Raw genomic sequence first — 23,487 nt, 5'->3', positions numbered from 1 at the left:
CTTATGCGCCCCATCCGGCTTGCTGGCCGCCCACGCGGTCCTCGTTGATCTTCTTCTGGTAACCGCTGGCCTTAAACGCTGCCAGCGGGTCCGCGGGCAGGCCGCGGGATTCCCGCCACTCGGCAAGGACCGGGCGGACGTCGGTGTAGAACGCATCGTTGAAGATGCCGTTGGCGGCCAGGACGTCCCCGGAGCGCTGCGCTTCTGCAAGGGCTTCCGTATCCACCAGCAGGGCGCGGGCGGTCATTTCCTGGACGTTCAGGACCGAGCGGATCTGGCCGGGGATCTTTTCCTCCAGGTTGTGGCACTGGTCCAGCATGAGCGCCACGCCCGAATCCTGGCCGTAGCCGCCGCCCCGGATCACTTCGTGCATGATGCGGAACAGCTGGAACGGGTCAGCCGCACCGACAATCAGGTCATCATCAGCGTAAAAGCGGGAGTTGAAGTCGAACGAGCCGAGCTTGCCCAGGCGCAGCAGCTGCATCACGATGAACTCGATGTTGGTGCCGGGAGCGTGGTGTCCGGTGTCGAGGCAGACAAACGCCTTCTCACCGAGCGCGAGGGTCTGGGCGTAGGAGGTGCCCCAGTCGGGAACATCGGTGTGGTAGAACGCCGGTTCAAAGAACTTGTATTCGAGCACCAGGCGCTGCTCGGCGCCCAGGGCGGCATAGATTTCCTGCAGGGATTCGGCAAGGCGGTCCTGGCGGCCGCGGATGTCATCCTGGCCTGGGTAGTTGGTGCCATCAGCAAGCCAGATCTTCAAGTCCTTCGACCCCGTGGCGTGCATGATGTCGATGCAGTCCAGGTGGTGGTCGATGGCGCGCCGGCGCGCCGTCTCGTTCGAGGACGTCAGCGACCCGAACTTGTATTCATCATCCTGAAAGGTGTTGGAGTTGATGGTGCCAAGGCCCACGCCCAGCCCCGCGGCGTATTCCTTCAAGGCGGCGTAGTCATCCACCTTGTCCCACGGGATGTGCAAGGCAACAGTGGGTGCCAGACCGGTCAGCTCGTGCACCTTCGCCGCATCCGCAAGCTTTTCCTGCACGGTGCGCGGGGTGCCAGGCGTCCCGAAAACCTTGAATCGGGTACCGGAATTTCCATAAGCCCATGAGGGGACCTCGATGGCAAGCTCCTCGAGCCTGCCCAGCGCCGTTGCTACGTTATTCATGATGGTGGTTCTTTCCCGGTGTCTTGTTGGGCTGTGGTCTGGTTGCTGTGGTCTGGTTGGTGTTGACGTTTCCCGGTGCGGTCCCGCTGCTGGAGAGCCCGGTGGTGTCAGCGAGCGGAGGACTCTGCCGCCGCCAGCTGGCTGTCGAGGTTGAAGACTTCCTCGAGGACCTGGAACCCCTCGTCGGGCGCCTGGTCGGTGTTCTCGAAAAGCTTGGCCATTTCCGCCTGCCAGCGGGCGTTGACGTCCGCGAGGGCCATGCGGGACCGGGCGGCGTCGAAGTCGTCGCATTCCAGGTAGCCGATCAGGAGCCCGTCTTCGCCGAGGAACAGCGAGTAGTTGTTCCAGCCAGCTTCCTTAAGGGCCCGGAGCATCTCCGGCCACACGGCAGCATGGCGGCGGCGGTATTCGTCCATCAACGCCGGCTGGACGGAGGAACGGAAGCACACCCTCATGTGGAACTCTCCTGAACTCGCAAATCTTTGAATCGTTTCATTGTTACGATTCAACGTACTCTTGTACTTGAGCAGGTGTCAAGCATTCCTGGCCCTGTTCTTCAGTAAAACCGGGAAGCGCAGTTGCCCGGCCCACAAGCACGGAGAAACATGAACCGCTCAGCCAGCATCAAGGACGTAGCAACCCATGCCGGTGTGGCGGTAGGCACGGTTTCGAATGTCCTGAATTACCCGGACAGGGTCTCGCAGAGGACAAAGGAACGGGTGCTGCGCGCCATCGACGAACTGGGTTTCGTGCGCAACGATGCCGCCCGCCAGCTCCGCGCCGGCCACAGCCGCACCATTGGCCTGATCGTCCTGGACGTGGGAAACCCGTTCTTCACCTCCGTGGTCCGGGCGGCCGAAGATGCCGCCGCCCTCCAGGGCAGCGCGGTGCTGCTGGGCGACAGCGGGCACGACGCCGGCCGGGAGGCCAACTACATCGACCTCTTCCAGGAGCAGCGCGTCCAGGGCCTCCTGATTTCCCCCGTGGGCGATGTCACCGAACGCCTGAACCTCCTCCGCGAGCGCGGCGTGCCCACCGTGCTGGTGGACCGGCTCGCTGACGAGGAAAAGTTCAGTTCCGTGGCCGTTGATGACGACGCCGGCGGGTACCTGGCCGCCCGGCACCTGCTGGATACCGGCCGTCGTCGGCTCGCCTTTGTGGGCGGCTCCACGTCCATCCGGCAGGTGGCGGACCGGTTGCAGGGCGCCCAGCGGGCGGTGAAGGAGGAGCCGGAGGCGACGCTGGAGGTGCTGGTCTCCGAGGGCCAGACCGTCCTGGCCGGCCGAAGCGTCGGCAATTCGCTGGTGGAGCGGGAGCGCGGCGAGCTCCCCGATGGAATTTTTTGCGCAAACGACCTCCTGGCGCTCGGCGTTATGCAGTCGCTCGCCATGACGCACACCTTCCGGATACCGCAGGACATTGCGTTGATCGGCTACGACGATATTGACTTCGCCGCCTCCGCCGTGGTTCCGCTCTCCTCCATCCGGCAGCCCACCGAGGCCCTCGGGAGGACGGCAATCGAACTCCTGGCTGAAGAAGTCGAAGCCCAGTACCCCCGGCACCGCGCGGTCATCTTCACCCCGGAACTGGTGGTCCGGCAGAGCACGGCCGCAAAGCCGGCGGGCTGACCGGCTGCTTTGGGGCGGACTAATTCAAGACACCGAGCCGGCCTGCTGCAGCCACTGCATGGAGTCCGTCCTGGAGGTGAAGAAGCGGGTGGGGCACGGCGGAACGTGCACGCCCAGGAAAAAGTTCGCCAGGATCCTGTCCACCGGGCTGGAACCCAGCAGCGCGATCCGGTTCGCCGCACAGGGGACGGAGAACACCGAACGGGCCGCCCTGGTGACGTTTTCCGTGGTGGCCATGTCCACCAACATCGGGAAAGTGCTGTCACCTGCTATCTCGTTCACAGCCGCCATGGCCGCCTGGGCGTCATGATGTTCTATGCGGACTTGCGGCTCCCAGATAAGGTGGATGACGCCACCGGAGCGCAACTCCACTGTGCCCTTGCCACCATTGACCACTACCGGCTCCATGCCAGTCTCCCTCCCAGTGCAGACTCACCTATTCTGCTCCTATTTGACCGGGCAGCGCTGTTGCCTCTTCTCACAGCCCGCCCACAGGCTCCCCGAACCGCAGGCACAGTGCACCCTTGTAAGAAAGAGACATGACACAACGAGCGAGGCGACCATCCGCCCTTATTGTCGTGCTGGGAATTGATGGTGCAGGTAAAACATCTGCCGCACAGGCAGTGAAGGAACTTTTCCCACGGACGCCCGTACTGGTCCTGGGCAACTACTCGGGGCGGAAAACCATCTCTGCCCTGGCCCACCGCTTTCACGTGCCCCTGCCTGTGCAACTGGCGGACGTCCTTGAAACCGTTGTCCGGGTCTTCAACGTCCTGATCAACCACCTGCGCGCAGCGCGCTTTGACGGGCTGGTCATCATGGACAGGCATTTGTACTGCCAGCTGGCACTGCGGAAAGCCCGCGGCATCCGTCGCCGCCGGATGCTCGAAGCCCTGCTGGGGGTACTGCCCAGGGCGCAGGCAGTGGTGTACTTCGACATTCCGGCGGAGCTGGCGTACGAACGGATTGCCCTTAGGGCTGAAGACCAGGAACACCTGGAGGACCTCCAGCGGTTCCGGAAGGCCTACCTGGAGCTGCCCTGGTACCCAAGCTTTGCCGTTATTGACGCCGGCGGCAGCGTTGCAAGCAGTGCGCAGCAGCTGCAGCAGATCATCGCCGGGGCATTGCCCTCTTCGGCGGCCCTCCCCGAGTAACGCCGCGCCGGAAATCTCTTGTGGCCAACACCGCGGCTGCCCTTGTGGCGCGGGGGTAGCAGAAGCAAGGATTGGTTATGGATGACCTGCGGCACACAGCCAGACACCTGCTGCAGCGCAAGGACCTCGGCCTGATCGATCTCTGGATCCTCTACTGGAACCACGGCGGGCACTGCCACCCCTTTGACTTTGATGCCTTCATCCATGAAGTCGTGCCCGCCGCCTGGTTCGATATGGATGCCCTGGAGTCCGCGGTCCAGGAACTATCTTTGGAAGCCGCGGCCTGACCCCGGCCTGCCTTTGGAGGTTAGGGGTTCCGCCCTGCTGGGTACGTACCAGCGGAACCGTATACGTACCCGAGGCGGATTGGAGCAACACATGCAGCATGGATCAAGGGGACGGCGACTGCTGGCGGCCGCCGGCAGGGGTGCGGTGTGCGGCCTTGCCGGAGTAGCGGCGATGACAGCCGCCGAGAAGGCCGAACAGCTTGTCACCAAGCGGCCCAATTCCTACGTGCCGGCGCGGACTCTCCTCGCGCTGCTGGGCAGGACTCCCGGACAGGCGGAGAAACCTTTGGTGTGGAACCACGTTATGCACTGGGGTACCGGGGCAGTTTTGGGATCACTCCGCGGCATGTGGGCCGCAACAGGGATCCGGGGTACCCTGGCCAACACCAAGCACACTGCTGTACGGCTCGCCTTTGACCAGACCCTTGAAAATGCCACCGGCATGGGGGCTCCTCCCACCACCTGGACTCCCCGGGAGCAGGCTGTTGATGTGCTGCATAAAGCCGTCTACTCCATTGCCACGGGTGTCGCCGCGGACCGCTGGATCCCGCCCCTGCTCGAGTCCCGCAAAGGAACCACCAGCCATTAGGGCGGGCGGTGGCTGAATCGTGCCTTCCCGACGCAGTTTCCTGCTGGGGGCGGGAGCGGTGGCGTTGGCTGCGGCGCTGCCGGCCTGTTCAGGAGAAGAAATGGAACGTCACAAGGAAACGGCACTGAATTCCGCGGCCTTGCCTGCGCGGCCAGGAAGCGGGCCAGGGCAGCCGCCTGCCGGCGGGGAGCAGGTTCTGGGCCTAGAACCTGTGCGGGACACCGTGCTCTATGTTCCGTCCGGGTTGCGGACCGTCCAGCCGGCTCCACTTATCCTCCTGCTCCACGGAGCCGGCGGCGAAGCTGCGGGAGGCTTGGCGCTGCTGTCCGCCCACGCAGAAACAGAAGGCATCGTTTTAGCTGCACCCTCATCCCGGGCTCCAACGTGGGACGGCATCAGAGGCGCCTTCGGCCCTGACGTACGAACCATCAACCGGGCCCTCGAACGGATCTTCCAACTGGTTTCGGTGGAACCGGGCCAAGTCGCCGTGGCGGGTTTTTCGGACGGGGCTTCCTACGCACTGGCCCTTGGTTTGGCCAATGGCGAACTGTTTTCCAGGGTCCTCGCCTTCTCACCGGGATTTGTCCCCCCGGTCCCACGCACCGGCAGGCCCCGAATCTTCGTTTCGCACGGAGACAACGACGCCGTCCTGCCGATCGACCGCACCAGCCGCCGCCTGGTGCCCGTGCTTCAGTCCGACGGCTACGACGTCACCTACCGGGAGTTCCCCGGCCCGCACACCGTACCAGCAAGCATTGCCCTGGAAGCCGTCAACTGGCTGGGTTGGCGAAAGTAAGGACACCGCCAGGGCTGCTCCACCAGGTTCCGGTACGCCGCAAAGAGCCTTCGTGCACAAGTTGCAGAAGCTGGACGCGGGGGGTGTTCCTGCCGCACACTAGTACCGGGAAAGCGCTTGCCGCACTGGCGCTACTACACGTGCCCTGTCCGGGCGGATTGGAGCACCATGGAAACGCCAACCGGCACAGTCGCCACGACCATGCGCGGGGACCACCACGCATCAGTGACCGCAGCCCTGCAAGCTTCCACCGGAGCCGGCGCGGAGCACCCTCCCGCGCCTGCTGCACGGGTGGCGCTGGTAGGCGTCCACGGCTTCGGCACGCATCACCTGCGCAACCTGGAACGCCTTCAGGCGGCCGGCGTCGTCGAACTCGTTGCCGTCGCTGACCCCAATCCCCCTGCTCCCGGCTCAGTCCCCGGGACGACCATTGCGTTTCCGGCATTGGCCGAACTGCTGGCCGGGACCAGCGGGCTGGATGTCATTATCGTTGCCACGCCCATCCAGACCCATGCCCCGCTTGGCCTGGCAGCACTGGCGACGGCGGCAGACCTCTACCTGGAAAAGCCGCCGGTCGCGTCGCTGGCGGACTTCCACCAGCTGTGCGATGCCGCCGCAGCCAACGGCCGGAGTGTCCAAATCGGGTTTCAAAGCCTGGGCTCCCATGCGCTCACAGCCATCGAAAAGCTCCTCGCGGACGGAACCATCGGCACCCTCCAGGGCATCTCGGCCACCGGCCGCTGGGTCCGGGACCGGGCCTACTACAAGCGGTCCCGCTGGGCGGGGAAGCGGACCATTGACGGCGTGGACGTGGTGGACGGCGTTGCCACCAATCCGCTGGCGCATGCGGTGGCTACAGCGCTGAGGATCGCCGGGGCCCGCACCACTGCGGACATCGCTTCCCTGGAAACCGAGCTGTACCGCGCCAACCAGATCGAATCGGACGATACCTCCGTGATCCGAATCCGGACCAGCTCCGGACTGCCCATCACCTGCGCGCTCACGCTCTGCGCCACGGTGTCCGTGGAGCCTTACGTTACCCTTCAGGGGTCAAAAGGCTCGGCCGTCTTCCACTACACCGAGGACCGCCTCACAGTGGAAACAGCGGAGGGGCGTTCGGAAGAGATCTTCGGGCGGGACGACCTGACGGAAAACCTGCTGTCCCACCGCAACAGCGGCGCTCCGCTGATCAGCCCGCTCCTGCACAGCGGCGCTTTTATGCTTGTCCTGGAAGCCATCCGCACCGCGCCCTTACCGGCGCCCATCGAAGAGGCGTACGTCCGCTGGGAGGGTGAGGGAGATGCCGCGCATGCGGTGGTGACCGGCATCGAGGAGGCCTTGGAGCATGCCGCCGGGCAGCATGCCACCTTCAGTGAACTGGGGTTGCCCTGGGCTGTAACGGCACCCCACTCCTTCGAACTGCCAGTCTCCTGACTTGTCAGGCACCCCGCGGCTGACGGGTCGCGGGCCCGCGCGACAGGCTACGGCTTTGTGGCGGATGAAGGCGAGGGGCCGCTGCGGCGGGAATTCAACCACAGCAGCAACCCGATCACCGCTGCGGACAGCATGCCCAGCGCGCCGGTGGCCACGAGCCCCAGGCGCACCCCGAACTGCTCCGTCAACCAGCCGGCCAGCAGGCCGCCCAGGGCGTGCCCGCCCAGGAGCAGGGGCAGGTACAGGGCCATAACGCGGCCCCGGATTTCCGCGCCGGCCTCCAGCTGCACGGCGGTGGCGGCACTGGTCAGGAACAGCAGGGTCATCAGGCCCACCACCACCAGCATCACCGTGAAGAGGAGAAGGTTGGGCATCAGGGCCGCAACCAGCTGGGTGAGGCCAAAAAAGCCTGCGGCGAGCACTATCCCCTTCCGGCCCAGGCTCCGCAGGCGCGCTGCCAGTAGTGCACCGGCAAGGGCGCCGAGCGCACTCACGGTGTTAAACAGCCCGAACCCCTCAACCCCGTTGTGCCACACGCGTTCGGCGAAGGCGGCCAGCACCACGGGCCCGTTCATGCCAAACATTCCCAGAAGCCCGGCCAGGGCAATGATCAGCAGCAGCGAGGGCCGCTCGCGGACGTAGCGGAACCCGGCCAGGAGCTGGCCCCGGCCCCGTTCGGCCGGGATACTCGGGTGCAGCTCGGCCGGGCGGATGGCAGCGATGAGGGACAATACCAGCAGGCACAGCAATGCGTTGGCGGCAAACGCCGCGGCTAAACCAACTTGCGAGATTACTATTCCAGCCAGCGCGGGCCCTGCCATCGCTCCCAGTTGGCCGATCGCGTTGTTGATGCCGATAGCGGGCCTGAGGGCGGAGTCACCGACGACTTCATTGACGAACACGGCAATGGCAGGCTGGTTGATGGCCGATGTCAGGCCCAACGCCACGCAACTGGCATAAACAGCCCAAACGGTAATGGTCCCGCTCGCAGCCCACGCGGCGAGGGCGACGGCGAGGAAGGCGATGACAGCCTGGCAGACCATCATGATGTGGCGTTTGGGAAACATGTCCACGAGCAGGCCGCTGAGGGGCCCCACAATCAGCATCGGAAGGAACTGCAGGGCAACGGCCACGCCTACGGCGGCGGGGCTGCCGGTCAGCTGCAGCACCAGCCAGTCCTGGGCCAGCCGTTGCATCCACACCCCCACGCCGCCGGTGAACACCAGGGCCAGGAAGAGGCGGTAGTTGCGCTGCTTCAGGGGCTGGTACCACGGGGGTTGGCCCGTCGAAGGGGTGAGGGACTGTTCGGAACGCTGGCGGTCGGAAGACACGTCGGACTCAACTCACATAGGAATGGGCAAACCAGGGGTGTTCGCAGCTGTTCAGGCGCGGGTGGACCGCAGTTTCACCGCTGCGGCGGCGAGGATCAGGGTGCCGGGAACCACCACGAAGAGTGCGGCAAGCATCCAGACGAACACCACTGCCCCGAAGAGCGCAGCGGTGAGCAGAAGGGACCCGGTCCAGTCGTTGAGGGACAGTGCCTGGCCGGTCGCGAGTGCGGAGCCCCAGGCGCTGCCGGCCTCGGCCCGGGAGCCGGCAAAGTCAGCCCATGCGGCTGTGGTGCGCAGGAGAAGGATCGCGGCCCCGGCAGCAAGGACCAGGGTGGCCGGCAGGACCACTTCCCGGCCCGGCAACTGCCCCACCCAAGCGAGTAAGAGGTTAAGGACAATCACGACGGCGGCAACCGCCGTCGTAATTCCCAGCTTCCAGCTGCCGGGCAGGGCAGCCTTGAAGGTGTCCCAGAGGCCGCGGACGGAATCGTCGCGGCCCGAAAGGTGCCGTTCCAGGTGGGTGATCCCCGCCGCGTACGCAGCGGGGATGGTCACCAAGGGAATGGACAGCACCAGCACCAGCACTCCGGCCAGGAGGGTCTCGGAGAACAGCGCGAAGCGGTTCACCGGAACGGGTTCGTGGTGGTCGGGGGCTGGGGTGGTGCTGTCCATGACACTCATTTTCTGTCTCGGTTTCCGTCAGCCCTTGAGGCCCTGGGTGGAGACGCCTTCGACGATGTAGCGCTGGAACACCAGGAAGAAGATCAGTACCGGCAGCAGGGCCAGGACGGACATGGCGATCATGGCGCCGTAGTCCGAGGACTGGGTCTGGTCCACGAAGAGCCGCAGGGCCAGGGGCAGCGGGTACTTTTCCGGGGTGTTCAGGTAGAGCAGCGGGCCAAGGAAGTCGTTCCAGCTCCAGATGAAGGAGAAGATCGAGGTGGAGATCAGGGCCGGCTTCATCAGCGGCAGCATGATGGAGGTGAAGATCCGGACGTGGCCGGCGCCGTCGATCCTTGCGGCCTCGTCCAGCTCACCGGGCAGGTTGCGCATGAACTGGACCATGAGGAACACGAAGAACGCGTCGGCGGCGAGGAACTTTCCGATCAGCAGCGGCACGTAGGTGTCCACCAGGCCGAGCTGCTGGAACACGATGTACTGCGGAATGATCACCACGTGGAACGGCAGGAGCAGGGTGGCGATCATCATGCCGAAGAAGATACTGCGGCCGGGGAACTTGATCCGGGCAAACGCATACGCTGACACGCTCGCGGAAAGGATGGTTCCCACTACGGCGCCGATGGCCAGGATCAGCGAGTTGGTGAAGAACTGCAGGGTGGATACCCCGCCAATGCCTTCCATGGCCGTGACGAAGTTATCGAAGCTGAAGTTGCTCGACCACAGCGAGGTGTTCGCGCCGCCGATCTCGGAGTTTGGCTTGAACGAGGAGGCGATCATCCACAGGCCCGGGTACAGGACCACTGCAGTCAGTCCGAGGGCCACCACATGGAAGAGGGTGCTCTTGGCCCGCTTGGCCCCGACAGATTCAGACTTCGGGTTGTAGTGCGGCACCTGCGCGTCCGGGATGGACTGGGTGGGGGTTGCCATGGTTGTCATTTTGCATCACCGCTGTAGTGGACCCAGGACTTGGACGTGCGGAAGAAGATCAGGGTGATGATGCCGACGACGATCACCAGGAGCCAGGCCATCGCTGAGGCGTAGCCCATCCGGAAGTCGCTGAAGCCCCGCAGGTACAGGTAGAGGGTGTAGAAGAGGGTGGAACCGGCCGGGCCGCCTTCACCGTTGGAGATGATGTAGGCCGAGGCGAAGATCTGGAACGCGTGGATGGTTTCCATCAGCAGGTTGAAGAAGATCACCGGGGAGAGCATGGGCCAGGTGATGTTGAAGAACTTACGTACCGGGCCTGCACCATCCATGGAAGCAGCCTCGTAGAGGTCCGCCGGGATCTGCTTGAGGCCGGCCAGGAAGATCACCATCGGGGCACCGAACTGCCAGACGGTCAGCAGGATGAACATCGGCATGGTCATGGACGGGTTGCCCACCCAGCCGCCGAGGTTGATCCCGAAGAAGGACAGGCCCTGGTCCACCGGACCGGCGTCGCCGAACATGGCCTTCCAAACGATGGCGATGGAGACGGAGGCTCCGATCAGGGACGGGGCGTAGAACGCGGAGCGGTAAAAGCCCTGTCCGCGTCGCTTGCTGTTCAGCAGCATGGCCACTGCCAGTGCCGCGGCGAGCTTGAGCGGGGTACCGAACACCACGTAGCCCACGGTCACGCCCACGGACTGCAGGAACCGTTCGTCCTGGAAGAGGGTGGTGTAGTTCTCCAGGCCGATCCACTTGGGCGGATCGAAAAGGTTGTAGTTGGTAAAGGACAGGTAGAGCGAGGAAATCATGGGCCCAACAGTGAGGGCGATGAATCCCAGCAGCCAGGGCAGCAGGAAGGTGTAGCCGGCTCGGGCATCCGCCCCGCGCTGCCGCGACTTGCGCGGCAGCGTGGGAGTGGAGGACGCCGAACGCCTGCTCAATGTTGGGCTTTGAGTCACGAGTTCAATCCGTCAGTTTGTGATCGTCGGGCAGACAATACGCTGCTCAGGCGTTCTGCTTGATGAGGTCTTCGGCTTCCTTGAACCAGGCGTCCGCTGCACCGTCGATGGTCAGCTTGCCGTAGTTCAGGTCCGAGCTGACGCGCTTGAAGGAAGCTTCAAGGGTTCCGAAACCGACGATGGGCGGCTCGGGCGCGTCCTTGAGGTACTGCTCGATGGACTTCTCGTAGTCCACCACGAGCTTGTCGGTACCTTCGAAGGTGGTGCCGTCCCGCTGGGTCTTGGACGCCGGCACACCGCGGGAGGTCTTGAAGATCTGGCCCACCTCGGGGTCGTTGACCATGAAGTCGATGAAGCGGGCGGCAGCATCCTTGAACTTGGTCTTGGCGCTGGCAACCATCAGCATGGACGGCTTCAGGAACAGGCCCAGGTTGTCCGCGTCATCAGACGGAACGGGAACAAGCTTGAGTTCCTTCGCGCCGCTGTCCGCAAGGTAGCCGGCCATGAAGTTGTCCCAGGTGACTTCCGAGGCGGTGACATTGGAACCGAAGGCGGACTTCGGCGCCAGCTGGGTGACGCGTTCCTCGGAAGCGATGGCGGGAGTGCCACGGAGGCCGGCGGTGGTGTTCCACCACTTCTTCATGTCGTCCTTGGTGAAGCCGAGCTTGCCGTCTTCGGTGAAGGCCTCGATGTTGTTCTGGCGGAGCCAGATGTTGAACATCCACCAGATACCGGTGTAGTCCGTGGAACCAAACAGGGCGCCGTTGCTCTTGGTGCCAACCTCGGTGAGGAAGTCGTTGAATTCCTTGTAGGTCCACTTGCCGGTGGGCTCAGCGATGCCCAGGGAGGCCAGCTTGGCGGGATCGTAGTAAACCGCGAAGGCGTTGGTGCTGGTGGGGATGCCGTAGGTCTTGCCCTTGATCTGGCCCGAAGGCAGAAGGGACTTCTCAAACGCGTCCGTGTTGATATTGACGGTGCCGAGGTCCAGGAGCTGGTTGCGCTGGCCGTAATCGCGCAGGTAGGAGAGGTCCCACTGCATGACGTCCGGCAGGCCGCCGCCGGCGGCCTCGGTGGCACGCTTCTGCCAGTAACCGGCGAAGTCGGTGAAGTTTCCATTGACCTTAATGTCCGGATTCTTCGACTCGAACAGTGCGATGGCCTTGCGGGTACGCTCTGCGCGGTCGTCATTGCCCCACCAGGTGTAGTTAATGGTGACAGGCTTCTCGGCCGAGCCGGTCTCGCCGGCGCTGGTGCTCGCGCCTGTCCCACAGGCCGCCAGCGCCGCGGCAGATGCGGTGCCTACGGCTACGGTGGTGAGGAAATTCCTTCTGTTGATCATGAGAGCCTCCTTGCTCGATGTGTGCAACCCCAATCGCCCGACCTACAACGCGAGTAGTGAGCTGGCTTACACGGCTTCTGAAACGATACAATATCGGCATTCACCAAAATGGGCAAGCGTTTTCCAGAGAACTGACTTTCCAGCCAGATACATCCTCCCAGCAGACAAAGGAGTCCCATGACTTTGCAGGAAACCTCCAGCCCGGCCAGCGTCTGGAACAACATCGAAGGTATTGCCTACGGGGGCGACTACAACCCCGAACAGTGGCCGGTCAGCGTCCGGCTGGAAGACCTGGAGCTGATGCAGGAAGCCGGAGTGAGCTTCCTTAGTGTCGGCATCTTTTCCTGGGCACTGCTGGAGCCCGAAGAGGGCAAGTACGATTTCGGTTGGCTGGACGAGGTGATGGACAACCTCGCCGGTATCGGCGTGAAGGTGGCCCTGGCTACCGCCACGGCCGCTCCCCCGGCATGGCTGGTACGGAAGCATCCGGACATCCTGCCCGTCACGGCGGACGGAACCGTGCTGGGACCGGGCTCGCGGCGGCACTACTCGCCGTCGTCGGCCGTTTACCGCCGCTACGCACGCGGCATCACGCGTGTGCTGGCGGAGCGTTACAAGGACCATCCGGCCTTGGCGCTTTGGCACGTGGACAACGAGCTGGGCTGCCACATCTCAGAGTTTTACGGCGAAGAAGACGCCGCCGCTTTCCGCTCCTGGCTGGAGCGGCGCTATGGAAGCATCGCGGCGCTCAACGCAGCCTGGGGCACAGCTTTCTGGTCCCAAAACTACGGGTCCTTTGAGGAGATCCTGCCGCCCGGGGTTGCCCCGTCCACCCTGAACCCGGGCCAGCAGCTGGACTTCCAGCGCTTCAACTCCTGGGTCCTCATGGATTTCTACCGTGATCTTGTTGCCGTCCTCCGCGAGGTGACTCCCGGGGTCCCCTGCACCACCAACCTCATGGCCTCCAGTGCCACCAAGTCCATGGACTACTTTGACTGGGCCAAGGACCTGGACGTCATTGCCAACGACCACTACCTTGTGGCCGCCGATCCTGAACGGCAGATCGAACTGGCGTTCAGTGCGGACCTCACCCGCGGCATTGCGGGCGGCGACCCGTGGATCCTGATGGAACACTCGACGTCGGCCGTCAACTGGCAGCCGCGCAACCAGCCCAAGATGCCGGGGGAAATGCTGCGCAACTCGCTGGCCCATGTGGCACGCGGGGCCGATGCGGTGATGTTCTTCCAGTGGCGGCAGAGCTTCGCGGGCTCGGAGAAGTTCCACTCCGCCATGGTGCCGCACGCCGGGCGGGAGACCCGCGTGTGGCGCGAGGTGGTTGACCTCGGCGCTGCCCTTAAGCGGCTGGCACCGGTGAGCGGGTCACGGGTCGAAGCGCGGGCGGCCATTGTGTTCGACTACGAGGCCTGGTGGGCGAGTGAAATCGACTCCAAGCCGAGCCAGGACGTGAAGTACCTGGACCTTCTGCGCGCCTTCCACCGGTCATTATTCCTGCGTGGCGTGTCCGTGGATCTGGTCCACCCGTCCGCCGCGCTTGAGAGTTATGACCTCGTCCTGGTGTGCACCCTGTACTCGGTCACCGATGCAGCCGCTGCCAACGTTGCCGCGGCCGCTGCTGGCGGCGCCACCGTAATGGTGAGCTACTTCAGCGGGATCGTGGACGAGAAGGACCATGTGCGGCTCGGCGGTTACCCGGGCGCGTTCGGGGAACTGTTGGGTGTTCGTGTGGAGGAATTCCACCCGTTGCTGGCCGGCGGGCAGCTAAAACTGAGCGACGGCGGCGTTTCGTCCATCTGGAGCGAGCATGTACACCTCGCCGGCGCCGAAGCGGTCCAGACCTTCACTGAATATCCCCTGGAGGGCGTGCCGTCGCTGACCCGGCGCCCGGTGGGCGACGGGGCGGCGTGGTACCTCGCCACGTTCCCGGACCGGGACGGTATCGAGGCGGTCGTGGACCGCCTGCTGGAGGAATCCGGCGTCACTCCCGCGGCCGTTGCCGATCCGGGCGTAGAGGTGGTCCGGCGGCGCTCGGAGGACGGCCGCAGTTTCCTGTTCGCCATTAATCACTCCCATACGGCCGGCGCAGTGCAGGCTTCCGGCGTTGACCTGCTCTCCGACCAGCCGTTTGATGGGGTTGTGCCTGCCGGCAGCGTTGTGGTGATAGCCGAGGACTGACCCTTACTGCTGGGGCGCCATCGCACACCCTTTTGGTTCCTGCGGTGGCGCCCTGCGCCATTCTCGGGCGTTCTCGAGAGATCGTACGTCCGACGACGGCGCTTTCTCCGCTGCCTCTTCCCACCAGCCACCAGGCACCCGCCACCAGGCAAACTTAGGCGAAATGGCATGACGTCATGTTTTCCACATAGGGAACTGGTCTCCGTGGCCGTAGCGGCCGCCCTTAAACAACTCCGTCCCGGCAGGAACCCAAAGGTTCCCACCGGGACGGAGCTGCCGCCCGCCGTCGGACGTTATGGGGGAGGCATCCCCCACAACGTCCAAAGCGGTGTTGTTGGCTGCGTGAAATCTAGCTGCTGATAGCGGACGCCATCTCGGCATGTGCCTTCTTGCCCGCTTCCTCCGTGGACAGCCGCTCGAAGAGAACCTCGGAGGTGTAGCGCTTGATGATTTCCTGGATGGCACCGGCACCCTTCGGCGGCGGCGCGGGAGCCTCACCAAGCTCATCCTTGATCTGGTCAATGAACTTGACCACCTTGACGTCCGCAGGGGTCAGCTTGGATTCGATCGCTGCACGGACATCCGAGTTCGGGTACACGCCGCGGTCGGCGAGGAGGGTTTCGCCGGCTTTGACGTTGTTGGTGAGGAAGTTGATGAACTTTGCGGTTTCCTCCGGGTGCTTGGTGCGTGAGGAGGCTGACCAGAACTGTGATGCTTTGTACCAAAGCCCGGCATCAGCGGCGGATCCGGTTTTGGTGGGGAAGCGCAGGATCTTCAAGTCGGCCCCGGATGCCTTTTCCAGAGCAGGAGCCTGGTTGGACCACCAGAAGGCCATGCCGTTCTTGCCGGTGGCAAGTCCGGACTGGTCAAGCGGAGCGGCTTCAGCTTCCACTACCTCGGACGCTGTGGGGACCGCCTTGTTCTCGCTGAGCTGCTTCAGGAATTCCCACCATTCGGCGATGTCGCCCGGTTCAAATCCCAGCTTGCCCTCGGAGGTGTACAGGGACTTGCCGTTCTGGCGGAGCCAAACACCGAGGGAAGCCTCATCGGTGCCGTAGGCGGCGGCGCCGTATGTACCCTTCGGGGACTTCTCCGTGATCTCGGTGGCAATTTTTTCGAAGTCGTCCCAGGTCCACTTGGAGTCGTCGGGCAGCGGGACACCGGCAGCTTCGAAGACCTTCGGGTTGGCCAGGATGGTGGCGGCGTTGATGCCTGCCGCAATGCCGGTCAGTCCGTCCTCGCTCTTGCCGGCGTTGAGCGCCGCTTCGTCGAGCTTGGAGGTATCGATCTCGTACTTGGAAAGGTCAAGGAGGGCACCGCGGCTGGAATACTCGGTGATGTACTTCTCGTCCATCTGGATGATGTCCGGCGCATCATTCGCGGCCACCTGGGTGGCCAGCTTGTCCCAATAACCGCTCCAGTCGCCGAACTCGGGCTTGATCTTGATGTTCGGGTTTTCGGCCTCGAACTGCTTGATGGCTTCCTGGGTCAGCTGGGCACGCTTGTCGCCTCCCCACCAGGAGAAGCGCAGCTCGACGGGACCATCGGCGCTCTCGGAAGCCGCTCCCCCGCCACAGGCACTCAAGGCCATAACGACGGCGGCAGCCGCTGCTACGAGGCCGGTCTTACGTAGCGGACGGCGTGCGCCCTTGGACGGTGTATCTGCCGATGGCTTGGCAGCAGACGCAGGGCGGGGATAAAGCGGCACTGGGTACTCCGATCTTCTTTGATCATGGGTTGATCAGGTGCGAGGGGATGATGATGGGGAACGAACCAGGAGCGGGAGGGAAAGCGTGAAGGCGGGAAACCGCTTTCTGGAGCTAATACTACAAGTCCTAAACTTGTCTTACAAGGAGTTTCTGTCGACTGTTTTGAGCGGGTGGAGACGCCCCGCCGAGTACCGGGCGCGTCCACCGCACCTTGGCCGGCAGAAGCCCGCCGGCCAAGGCTAACCGGGCAGGGGCTATTTGATGCCTGTGGTGGCGATGCCCTTGATGAGGAACCGCTGGCCGAAGAGGAACACCAGGAAAACGGGCAGGAGGGACACGATGGACATGGCGAACAGGGAGCCCCAGCTCGTGGCGGACTGTGAGTCCACGAAAGCCCGGAGCGCAACGGGGACGGTGAACATGTCCGGGTCCGTCAGGTAAATTAAGGCGCCGAAGAAGTCGTTCCAGGTCCAGATGAAGGTGAAGATGGTGGTGGTGGCCAGGGCCGGGACCATCAGGGGCAGGATGACGCGCAGGAAGATGCGGGGGTGGCCGGCGCCGTCAATCCTGGCGGCTTCGTCCAGTTCGCGGGGAATGCCGCGGATGAACTGGACCATCAGGAAGACGAAGAACGCTTCGGTTGCCAGCAGTTTGGGCACGATCAGCGGCCAAAAGGTGTTTACCCAGCCGATCTGCGAGAACAGGATGTACTGCGGGACGATCACCACGTGGAACGGAAGCATGATGGTCAGCAGCATGATGCCGAACAGCAGCTTCTTGGCAGTGAACTGCAGCCGGGCGAAGGCATAGGCGGCCATCGAGCAGGAAATCAGGTTGCCCAGGATCGAGCCGATCACCACGATGGCGGAGTTGATCATGTAGTGCCCGAAGGGGTGGGTCAGGGCCGACCAGCCTGAGGTGTAGTTACTCATCTCCAGGCTGTTCAGCCACAGGCCAGGCTCGCGGAAGATCAGCTCGTTGGGACGCAGCGAGGACACCACCATCCACAGCAGCGGGTAAATCATCAGGACCCCGGCCAGGATGAGGATGGCGTGTTTCATCAGTGCTTTGCTGCGCTGGGCCCGGCTGAAGGCCAGGGTGCCGCGGGACTCACGGACTTTGGGCTTGCGGCGGTGCGTTGGCTTGCCGGGACCGGCGGACTTCTTGTCCGCAGTGGGCAGCGTCTCCAGGTTAGTCGTCATAGAAAACCCAATACTTAGAAGCGATGAAGTTGATGGCGGTGAAGATGCCGATGATGACCAGCAGGAGCCAGGCCATCGCGGAGGCGTAGCCCATATCGAACTGCCCGAAGCCCTTTTGGTAGAGATACAGGGTGAAGAACATCGTGGAGTCCGAGGGCCCGCCGTTGCCGCCGGAGACGATGAACGCCTGGGTGAACGACTGGAACGAACCGATGATCTGCAGCACCAGGTTGAAGAAGATGATCGGGCTCAGCATCGGCAGGGTAATCCGCCAGAACTGCTGGAGGGTAGTGGCGCCGTCAACCTTCGCGGCCTCGTAGTACATGGTGGGGATCTGCCGCAGCCCGGCCAGGAAAATGATCATGGGGGCACCGAAGGTCCACACGTGCAGCAGGATGATCGAACCAAGAGCGGTGCTCGGATCTGAGATCCAGCCCGGACCCTGGATGCCGAACATCGCCAATACCTGGTTGACCAGGCCGGTGGTGCCGAAGATCTGCTTCCACAGGATGGCAACGGCTACGGACCCGCCCAACAGGGACGGCAAGTAGAAGACCGAGCGGTAAAACGGCAGTCCGCGCAGGCCCTTATCCAGGACCAAAGCGATCAACAGCGCCACGGCGAGCTGGAGCGGAACACCGATGAACACGTAGGCGAAGGTCACCCCGAGCGAGTTGTGCAGCCGCGCGTCAGTGAGCATCCGGGTGAAGTTATCCAGCCCCACCCATTCGGGCGGCTGAAGGAGGTTGTAGTCCGTGAAGGACAAGTAAAGGGACATCAGCATGGGGCCGATAGTGATCGCGATCAGGCCCACCAGCCACGGCAGCAGGAAGATGTAGGCCGCCTTGTTATCGCGACTGTTGGCCTTCTTCTCCTCAGCGGTGGCTTTACCCTTCCGCCGGGAGATAGAGCTGAGTTCACTGATGGCGCTCACTGCGGCAACCCCGTTCCGTACGGCAGGCCCGCTGCAGCCGGCTTTCCAGCCGGGCGCGGTGCCCTGGGTATGTGCTTAGCGGCCATGTGGTCTCCTTTGGTCATCGTGGCCTCCACGTTTTGGTATCGCCGGAGCGATTTGGGGACGCGCGCCACTCCGGCTGCGCTTCTGTCACAAGTGGACCAGGAGTGGCGATCATCCGGTGTTTCCGCCTTGTCGGTGGTCCGGATTCAAATGCGGCTCCGTACAAAAGTAAACGGTTTCTTGACTCTTGTATAGCCCTTTGTTAGTTTTTGAGAAAGCGTTTTCTGCGTCGTGTGCAGACCGATGCGAGAACGCACGCTGAGGGACAGGACACTGATGTTAGTCTCCGATAAGTCTTTGTGGCTGACCGTACACAATGCAGCTTGGCGCCGGCTTCGACTGGCTGCGGAAGAGCAGCCGGAATATTGGCAACGTGGGCCAGCCACGCAGCGCTACCCCTATAACAACTTGAGAACAGGAGGCAGGCCATTGAACAGTATCGCTCGACCGGCCATTGATGCCCGGTCGGCGCGGCCCAGCGCCATCCCCGGTTACGTGGACTGGCCTGCCTACATACAGCAACACCCCCGGTACCAGGCCGCCACTCCGGCGGCGCAGGAACTGGCAGACGCGCTCGGGGTACCGGGCGCGCCACAGCGACCGGACGTGAGAGTGCACTGGCAGGAGACGTACGACGGCGTCACCACCTCCCAGCTCAGCTGGGAGGTGGGTTTCGGCCCCCGGACTACCGCCTGGCTGATAAGGCCGGCCGGCAGTACGCATGCCCTGCCCGGCGTCCTTGCCCTGCACTGCCACGGCGGGAACAAATTCGGCGGCGCGGACCGGCTGGTGGAGCTTCCGAAGTCCCATCCTTCCGCGGAAAACGCACGGGCAGGGCACTACGACGGGCGTGCCCTCGCCACCGAAGTCGCCCGGCGGGGCTTCGCCGTCCTCGCGCACGACACCTTCGCCTGGGGCAGCCGCCGCTTCGACCTCTCCACTCCCCCGTGGCGGACCGCTTCGGCCCTGGAGGCGAGGCAGGCCCAGTGGCGGGAGGACGGCGTCGTGCCTTCCGATGCGGATGAATACAACGCCGCCGCTGCGTTCCACGAGGAAACTGTGGCCAAGACGGCCGGCCTGCTGGGCACCAGCCTGGCCGGCATGGTGGCCCATGACGACCTGGCTGCCCTGGAGGTCCTCGCCGGACTGCCCGGCGTGGACCAGGACCGGCTGGGCTGCATCGGGTTCTCCGGTGGCGGTGGCCGCTCCCTGGCGCTTGCCGCGCTCAGTCCACGGATCCGCAGCTACGTGGTGACGTGCATGATGACCACTTTCCAGTCACTTCTTCCAGCCCACCTGGACGCCCATTCCTGGCTGCTGCAGACGCCGGGATTGTGGCGCCTGGGTGACTGGCCGGAGCTCACGGCAAGTTCGGAGGCCAGCCAACTCCTGGTTCAGTACGCCCTGGCCGATGAGTTGTTTCCCGAGGACGGCATGCGCGAAGCCCACCGCATCCTGGAGTCGCTGCACCCGCATGGGAGCTACACCGGAAGCTTCTGGCCGGGCGGCCACGTTTTCACGGCCCCTATGCAGGAGGAAGCGCTCGACTTCCTGTCCGCCGCGCTGCACCGCGGGCAGCGCAACGCGTCCGGCGCTGCAACTGCCGACACCAATGACTTCCAAACCACCTTCAGCCCTCAAGGAACAACCTGATGACTCAACAGTCCGCCACCGCGGAAAATCCCACCCGCCCGGCCGGCCAGACTGCTCCAGGCACTGAGGCGGCAGCTATCAAACCGTCGGCTCTTCCGCGGATAGCCCTGGTGGGCGTCCACGGTTTCGGGGAACGCCATCTTGCCAACCTGGCCCGGCTCGAGGAAGCCGGCGCCCTGAAGTTGGTGGCGGTGGCCGATCCCAATCCGCCGGCGGAAGGACAGCTTGCCGAGCCGGTAGCTGTCTTCGAAGACCTGGCGCAGCTGCTGACAGCGGACCCGGGTGTCGACGTCGTTATTCTTGCCACACCTATCCAGACGCACGCACCCCTGGCCCTCGCGGCCTTGGCTGCCGGCAAGGACGTTTACGTGGAGAAGCCGCCGGTGGCGTCCCTCAGCCAGTTTGATCAGGTGCTGGCAGCTGCCGGCGCTGGCGGGCAGCTGGTCCAGGTGGGCTTCCAGAGCCTTGGGTCCCACGCGTTGCCTGCCATCCGGAACCTGGTGCAAGCCGGCAGAATTGGTGATGTCCTCGGCTTAAGCGCGAGAGGCCAGTGGGTGCGGAACAAGGCCTATTTCAAACGTTCCCGGTGGGCCGGAAAGCGGAGCCTCGACGGCATCGATGTGGTGGACGGTGTGGCTACCAACGCACTGGCCCACGCCGTGGCCACCGCCCTCCGCATGGCCGGGGCACACACGCTCGCGGACGTGGAGTCGGTGGAGACGGACCTGTACCGGGCGCACGGGACTCAAAGCGATGACACCTCCATCATCCGCGTCCGAACCACCGGGGGCACCACACTGCTTTGCGGACTGACTCTGTGTGCCCCGGTGCAGGAGCCGCCCTCCGCCACGGTGCATGGAACCAGGGGCGAGATCACGTTTTTTTACACCGAGGACGAGGTGGTCATCACCACTGCCGGCGGCGAGCGCCGGGAAACCTTTGGCCGCAGCGATCTGCTGGAAAACCTTTTAGAGGCCCGGTCCACGGGCGCCCCGTTGCTGTGCTCATTGGAAGAGACCGGCGCGTTCACCAAGGTCTTGGAGGCCATCCGCACCGCGCCCGCCCCGCAGGCCATCAGCCCGGACCACATCACATGGGAAGGCGACGGCGACGACGCCCATCCGGTAGTGCAGGGAATTGGCCCCTTGATCGAGCGGGCCGTCAAGGCGCAGGCCACGTTCGCTGAGCTGGGCGTGCCGTGGGCCCGGGAACTGTCCTCGGTCCGGACGTTGACGCTGGACGGCAAGCCGGTGGCGGAGTACCAGGACGGCCGCCGCATTCGCGCCGTTTCTTCACCGCGTCCTTACCTGCACCCGGTCCGGACCCTCCGGGGCACCGTGGTGACGGACCACCAGCCGCTGGACCACGTGTGGCATCTAGGTGTGGGGGTGGCCCTGCAGGATGTGGACGGCGTCAACTTCTGGGGCGGCCGGACCTATACCCGGGAGGCAAGCCAGTATGTCTGGCGCGCGGACCACGGGAGCATCAGCAGCACCGCGCTGTCGGTTGCAGAAACAGACGCAGGATCTGACGGCCAGGGCGGACGGCTGCAGGAGACCCTGAACTGGAACGGCCCCGACGGCATCCCGGTTTTGGTTGAGGACCGGACCTGGACGTGGTCCGGCCTCAGCTCGTCCGCTTGGCAGCTGTCCCTGCATTTCGCCCTCTCCCCTGCCGGTGACCGGCCAGTCAGCCTGGGCAGCCCCGGCTCCAACGGCCGGCACGAAGGCGGGTACGGCGGATTCTTCTGGCGGCTGCCCGCTTGTGACGGTGCCAAGGTGTGGACATCCGCCAGCGCCGGGGAAGCCGGGGTGCACGGCTCCGTGTCGCCATGGCTGGCTTGGGCCGGAACGTTCGCGGCCGGGGATCTCCACGACGGGTCAGATGGGGCCGGCACACCAAACGGCAGCGCCACCCTCGTTTTTGTAGCCGCCGAAGGTTCCACCGACCCCTGGTTCGTCCGGGTGGACGGTTACCCGGGGGTGGGCCAGTCCTTGGCCTGGGATACCCCCGTCATCGCTGAACCGGGCGTTCCAGTGCAGCGCAGCATCACCGTTTTTGTGGCCGACGGCATTCTGGGCACGGCAGACGTCGAAGCATTGATCAACCGGCAGGGGAACCGCTCATGAGCCAGACAACAGCAGACAACTCACAGCTTCCGGGCGGAGGGAGCGGAACCGCGATGCTGGACCCGGTTCCAACAGAACCCGTTCCGGCTCCAGCCCTCCGTGTGGCCCCCGCCTCCGTAGCGGACCGCGCCGTCAAACGGCGCCGTGTGCTCGATATCCTCGACGCCAAGGGCCAGGATTCCCTGCTGCTCACCACCAGCACGGCAGTGACCTGGTACTTGGACGGCAGCCGCATGCACATCAGCCTGGCCGGTGATCCCATCGCGGCAATCCTCGTGGACCGCGACGCCGACCACCTGGTCACGTTCAACAACGAGGCCGGGCGCATCGCCGCCGAAGAACTGCCATCCGGGGTAACCCTCCATTCGGTGCCCTGGTACGGCAACCTGCACGAGGCAACGGCCGCCGTCGGCACTGCCGGAGGTTCCACACCGCTGGCCGAAGCAGCAGTAGCCGCTGAGCTGCGCGCAGCCCGCCAGCAGCTGCTCCCGGCCGAGAGCGCACGCTATTCCGGCCTCAGCGCCGACGTCGCAGCCATCATGACGGACGTCCTCTCCGCGGCCCGCCCCGAAACCACCGAATTTGAGCTGGTATCTGCCCTGGCCGCCAGGGTTGTCGCCGCCGGCGCCGAGCCCTTGGTCCTGCTGTGCAACGGGAGCAGCCGCAGCGGTTTCCGGCACCCGCTGGCCACCCACTCGCCCTTGGGCCGCCGCGCCATGGCCGTGGTGTGCGCACGCAGGGACGGCCTCGTGGCCAACATCACCCGCTGGGTAAGGTTCGACGCCGGCACCCCGGAAGAGCGCGACGCCGAGGCCCGCATCGCCGCCGTGGAAGCCGACATTTTCGACGCCACCGTACCCGGCACCCGGCTGGACCGCATTTTCAGCGAGATCCAGGCAGCCTACCTGCGGCATGGTTTCGGCGCCGGGCAGTGGGAACAGCACCATCAGGGCGGACCGGCCGGGTATGCAGGCCGCGACCCCCGCGTCACGGCGGCCGCCACGGACACGGTGGTCCTCAACCAGGCCTTCACCTGGAACCCGTCAGGCCCTGGCGTCAAGATCGAGGACACGGTCCAGCTCACCGAATCGGGCCTGCAGGTCCTCACGGTGGATCCGCGGTGGCCGGTTGACACCGTCAACGGGCTGGCACGGCCGGTTACCCTCCAGCTGTAGGCAACGCTCTTGCAGATACTGCAGGAAAACACAAAACGCTCTCTCAGTCGTAGCCGTAGTCCCGGCACCGACTGAGAGAGCGTTTTGGTCAAACCGACATTAGGTGAGAGAGCGT

Annotated in this window: 21 protein-coding genes and 1 pseudogene; 11 read left to right on the top strand and 11 right to left on the bottom strand. The window is 64.4% G+C overall.

Annotation, left to right across the window (positions count from 1 at the left end; genetic code table 11):
• Position 1: 1 nt before the first annotated feature.
• Both rhaI and AC5RTE_RS11330 read right to left on the bottom strand, forming a co-directional pair.
• Entirely contained in the window at positions 2–1,168 is a 1,167-nt protein-coding gene (gene rhaI / locus AC5RTE_RS11335; protein WP_494041493.1) for an L-rhamnose isomerase, read from the bottom strand.
• A gap of 107 nt (positions 1,169–1,275) precedes the next feature.
• Positions 1,276–1,623: an L-rhamnose mutarotase gene (locus AC5RTE_RS11330; protein WP_494041492.1), complete on the bottom strand. Its 348-nt coding sequence runs from the start codon at positions 1,621–1,623 to the stop codon at positions 1,276–1,278.
• 150 nt (positions 1,624–1,773) lie between these two features.
• Here AC5RTE_RS11330 and AC5RTE_RS11325 point away from each other — a divergent pair, with 150 nt between their 5' ends.
• The gene (locus AC5RTE_RS11325; protein ID WP_494041491.1) at positions 1,774–2,796 is read left to right on the top strand and encodes a LacI family DNA-binding transcriptional regulator; all 1,023 of its coding nucleotides are present in this window, start codon (positions 1,774–1,776) and stop codon (positions 2,794–2,796) included.
• A gap of 24 nt (positions 2,797–2,820) precedes the next feature.
• Here AC5RTE_RS11325 and AC5RTE_RS11320 read toward each other — a convergent pair whose 3' ends face one another.
• Complete coding sequence (locus AC5RTE_RS11320; RefSeq protein WP_494041490.1) at positions 2,821–3,204, bottom strand: DUF7793 family protein; 384 nt, start codon at positions 3,202–3,204, stop codon at positions 2,821–2,823.
• Positions 3,205–3,335: 131 nt separating this feature from the next.
• Between AC5RTE_RS11320 and AC5RTE_RS11315 the strand changes: the two genes are divergently transcribed.
• The 6 genes and pseudogenes from AC5RTE_RS11315 to AC5RTE_RS11290 all read left to right on the top strand — a co-directional run bounded on the left by AC5RTE_RS11315 (position 3,336) and on the right by AC5RTE_RS11290 (position 7,056).
• Complete coding sequence (locus AC5RTE_RS11315) at positions 3,336–3,950, top strand: AAA family ATPase (RefSeq protein ID WP_494041489.1); 615 nt, start codon at positions 3,336–3,338, stop codon at positions 3,948–3,950.
• A 77-nt stretch (positions 3,951–4,027) separates the two neighbouring features.
• Positions 4,028–4,237, top strand: a complete 210-nt coding sequence (locus AC5RTE_RS11310) for a hypothetical protein (RefSeq protein ID WP_494041488.1) — start codon at positions 4,028–4,030, stop codon at positions 4,235–4,237.
• 91 nt (positions 4,238–4,328) lie between these two features.
• On the top strand, positions 4,329–4,826 hold the full coding sequence (locus AC5RTE_RS11305; protein WP_494041487.1) for a hypothetical protein: 498 nt from the start codon (positions 4,329–4,331) through the stop codon (positions 4,824–4,826).
• 19 nt (positions 4,827–4,845) lie between these two features.
• Positions 4,846–4,905: pseudogene (locus tag AC5RTE_RS11300) on the top strand (twin-arginine translocation signal domain-containing protein); the annotation flags it as partial.
• Between the two features lie 21 nt (positions 4,906–4,926).
• Complete coding sequence (locus AC5RTE_RS11295) at positions 4,927–5,622, top strand: alpha/beta hydrolase (protein ID WP_494041742.1); 696 nt, start codon at positions 4,927–4,929, stop codon at positions 5,620–5,622.
• Positions 5,623–5,790: 168 nt separating this feature from the next.
• Entirely contained in the window at positions 5,791–7,056 is a 1,266-nt protein-coding gene (locus AC5RTE_RS11290) for a Gfo/Idh/MocA family protein (RefSeq protein WP_494041486.1), read from the top strand.
• A gap of 47 nt (positions 7,057–7,103) precedes the next feature.
• On the opposite strand, the gene AC5RTE_RS11285 is transcribed toward AC5RTE_RS11290, so the two are convergent.
• The 5 genes from AC5RTE_RS11285 to AC5RTE_RS11265 are packed head-to-tail and all read right to left on the bottom strand — an operon-like array spanning position 7,104 to position 12,293.
• Positions 7,104–8,387, bottom strand: a complete 1,284-nt coding sequence (locus tag AC5RTE_RS11285) for an MFS transporter (RefSeq protein WP_494041485.1) — start codon at positions 8,385–8,387, stop codon at positions 7,104–7,106.
• A 51-nt stretch (positions 8,388–8,438) separates the two neighbouring features.
• Positions 8,439–9,068, bottom strand: coding sequence for a Poxvirus protein I5 (locus AC5RTE_RS11280; protein WP_494041484.1), 630 nt, complete (start codon positions 9,066–9,068; stop codon positions 8,439–8,441).
• Between the two features lie 18 nt (positions 9,069–9,086).
• The gene (locus tag AC5RTE_RS11275) at positions 9,087–10,004 is read right to left on the bottom strand and encodes a carbohydrate ABC transporter permease (RefSeq protein ID WP_494041483.1); all 918 of its coding nucleotides are present in this window, start codon (positions 10,002–10,004) and stop codon (positions 9,087–9,089) included.
• The gene (locus AC5RTE_RS11270) at positions 10,001–10,954 is read right to left on the bottom strand and encodes a carbohydrate ABC transporter permease (protein ID WP_494041482.1); all 954 of its coding nucleotides are present in this window, start codon (positions 10,952–10,954) and stop codon (positions 10,001–10,003) included. Before AC5RTE_RS11270 ends, AC5RTE_RS11275 begins: the two co-directional genes overlap by 4 nt.
• Before the next feature lie 46 nt (positions 10,955–11,000).
• Entirely contained in the window at positions 11,001–12,293 is a 1,293-nt protein-coding gene (locus AC5RTE_RS11265; RefSeq protein WP_494041481.1) for an ABC transporter substrate-binding protein, read from the bottom strand.
• Between the two features lie 177 nt (positions 12,294–12,470).
• Between AC5RTE_RS11265 and AC5RTE_RS11260 the strand changes: the two genes are divergently transcribed.
• Positions 12,471–14,486: a beta-galactosidase gene (locus tag AC5RTE_RS11260; RefSeq protein ID WP_494041480.1), complete on the top strand. Its 2,016-nt coding sequence runs from the start codon at positions 12,471–12,473 to the stop codon at positions 14,484–14,486.
• A gap of 349 nt (positions 14,487–14,835) precedes the next feature.
• Here AC5RTE_RS11260 and AC5RTE_RS11255 read toward each other — a convergent pair whose 3' ends face one another.
• From AC5RTE_RS11255 to AC5RTE_RS11245, 3 genes are all read right to left on the bottom strand, one after another.
• On the bottom strand, positions 14,836–16,194 hold the full coding sequence (locus tag AC5RTE_RS11255; RefSeq protein ID WP_494041479.1) for an ABC transporter substrate-binding protein: 1,359 nt from the start codon (positions 16,192–16,194) through the stop codon (positions 14,836–14,838).
• Between the two features lie 255 nt (positions 16,195–16,449).
• Positions 16,450–17,397, bottom strand: coding sequence for a carbohydrate ABC transporter permease (locus AC5RTE_RS11250; RefSeq protein ID WP_494041478.1), 948 nt, complete (start codon positions 17,395–17,397; stop codon positions 16,450–16,452).
• Complete coding sequence (locus AC5RTE_RS11245) at positions 17,387–18,331, bottom strand: carbohydrate ABC transporter permease (RefSeq protein WP_494041477.1); 945 nt, start codon at positions 18,329–18,331, stop codon at positions 17,387–17,389. Before AC5RTE_RS11245 ends, AC5RTE_RS11250 begins: the two co-directional genes overlap by 11 nt.
• Before the next feature lie 522 nt (positions 18,332–18,853).
• Between AC5RTE_RS11245 and AC5RTE_RS11240 the strand changes: the two genes are divergently transcribed.
• The 3 genes from AC5RTE_RS11240 to AC5RTE_RS11230 are packed head-to-tail and all read left to right on the top strand — an operon-like array spanning position 18,854 to position 23,372.
• Positions 18,854–20,068 carry an acetylxylan esterase gene (locus tag AC5RTE_RS11240; protein ID WP_494041741.1) on the top strand — a complete coding sequence of 405 codons (1,215 nt, stop codon included), beginning with the start codon at positions 18,854–18,856 and terminating at the stop codon, positions 20,066–20,068.
• The gene (locus tag AC5RTE_RS11235) at positions 20,068–22,197 is read left to right on the top strand and encodes a DUF6807 family protein (RefSeq protein ID WP_494041476.1); all 2,130 of its coding nucleotides are present in this window, start codon (positions 20,068–20,070) and stop codon (positions 22,195–22,197) included. Before AC5RTE_RS11240 ends, AC5RTE_RS11235 begins: the two co-directional genes overlap by 1 nt.
• 53 nt (positions 22,198–22,250) lie before the next feature.
• The gene (locus tag AC5RTE_RS11230) at positions 22,251–23,372 is read left to right on the top strand and encodes a M24 family metallopeptidase (RefSeq protein WP_494041740.1); all 1,122 of its coding nucleotides are present in this window, start codon (positions 22,251–22,253) and stop codon (positions 23,370–23,372) included.
• Positions 23,373–23,487: the final 115 nt, after the last annotated feature.

Source organism: Arthrobacter sp. K41 (assembly GCF_059089645.1).
Note: the sequence above shows the minus strand (reverse complement) of the source record. Positions and strands in the feature narration are given on the sequence as shown.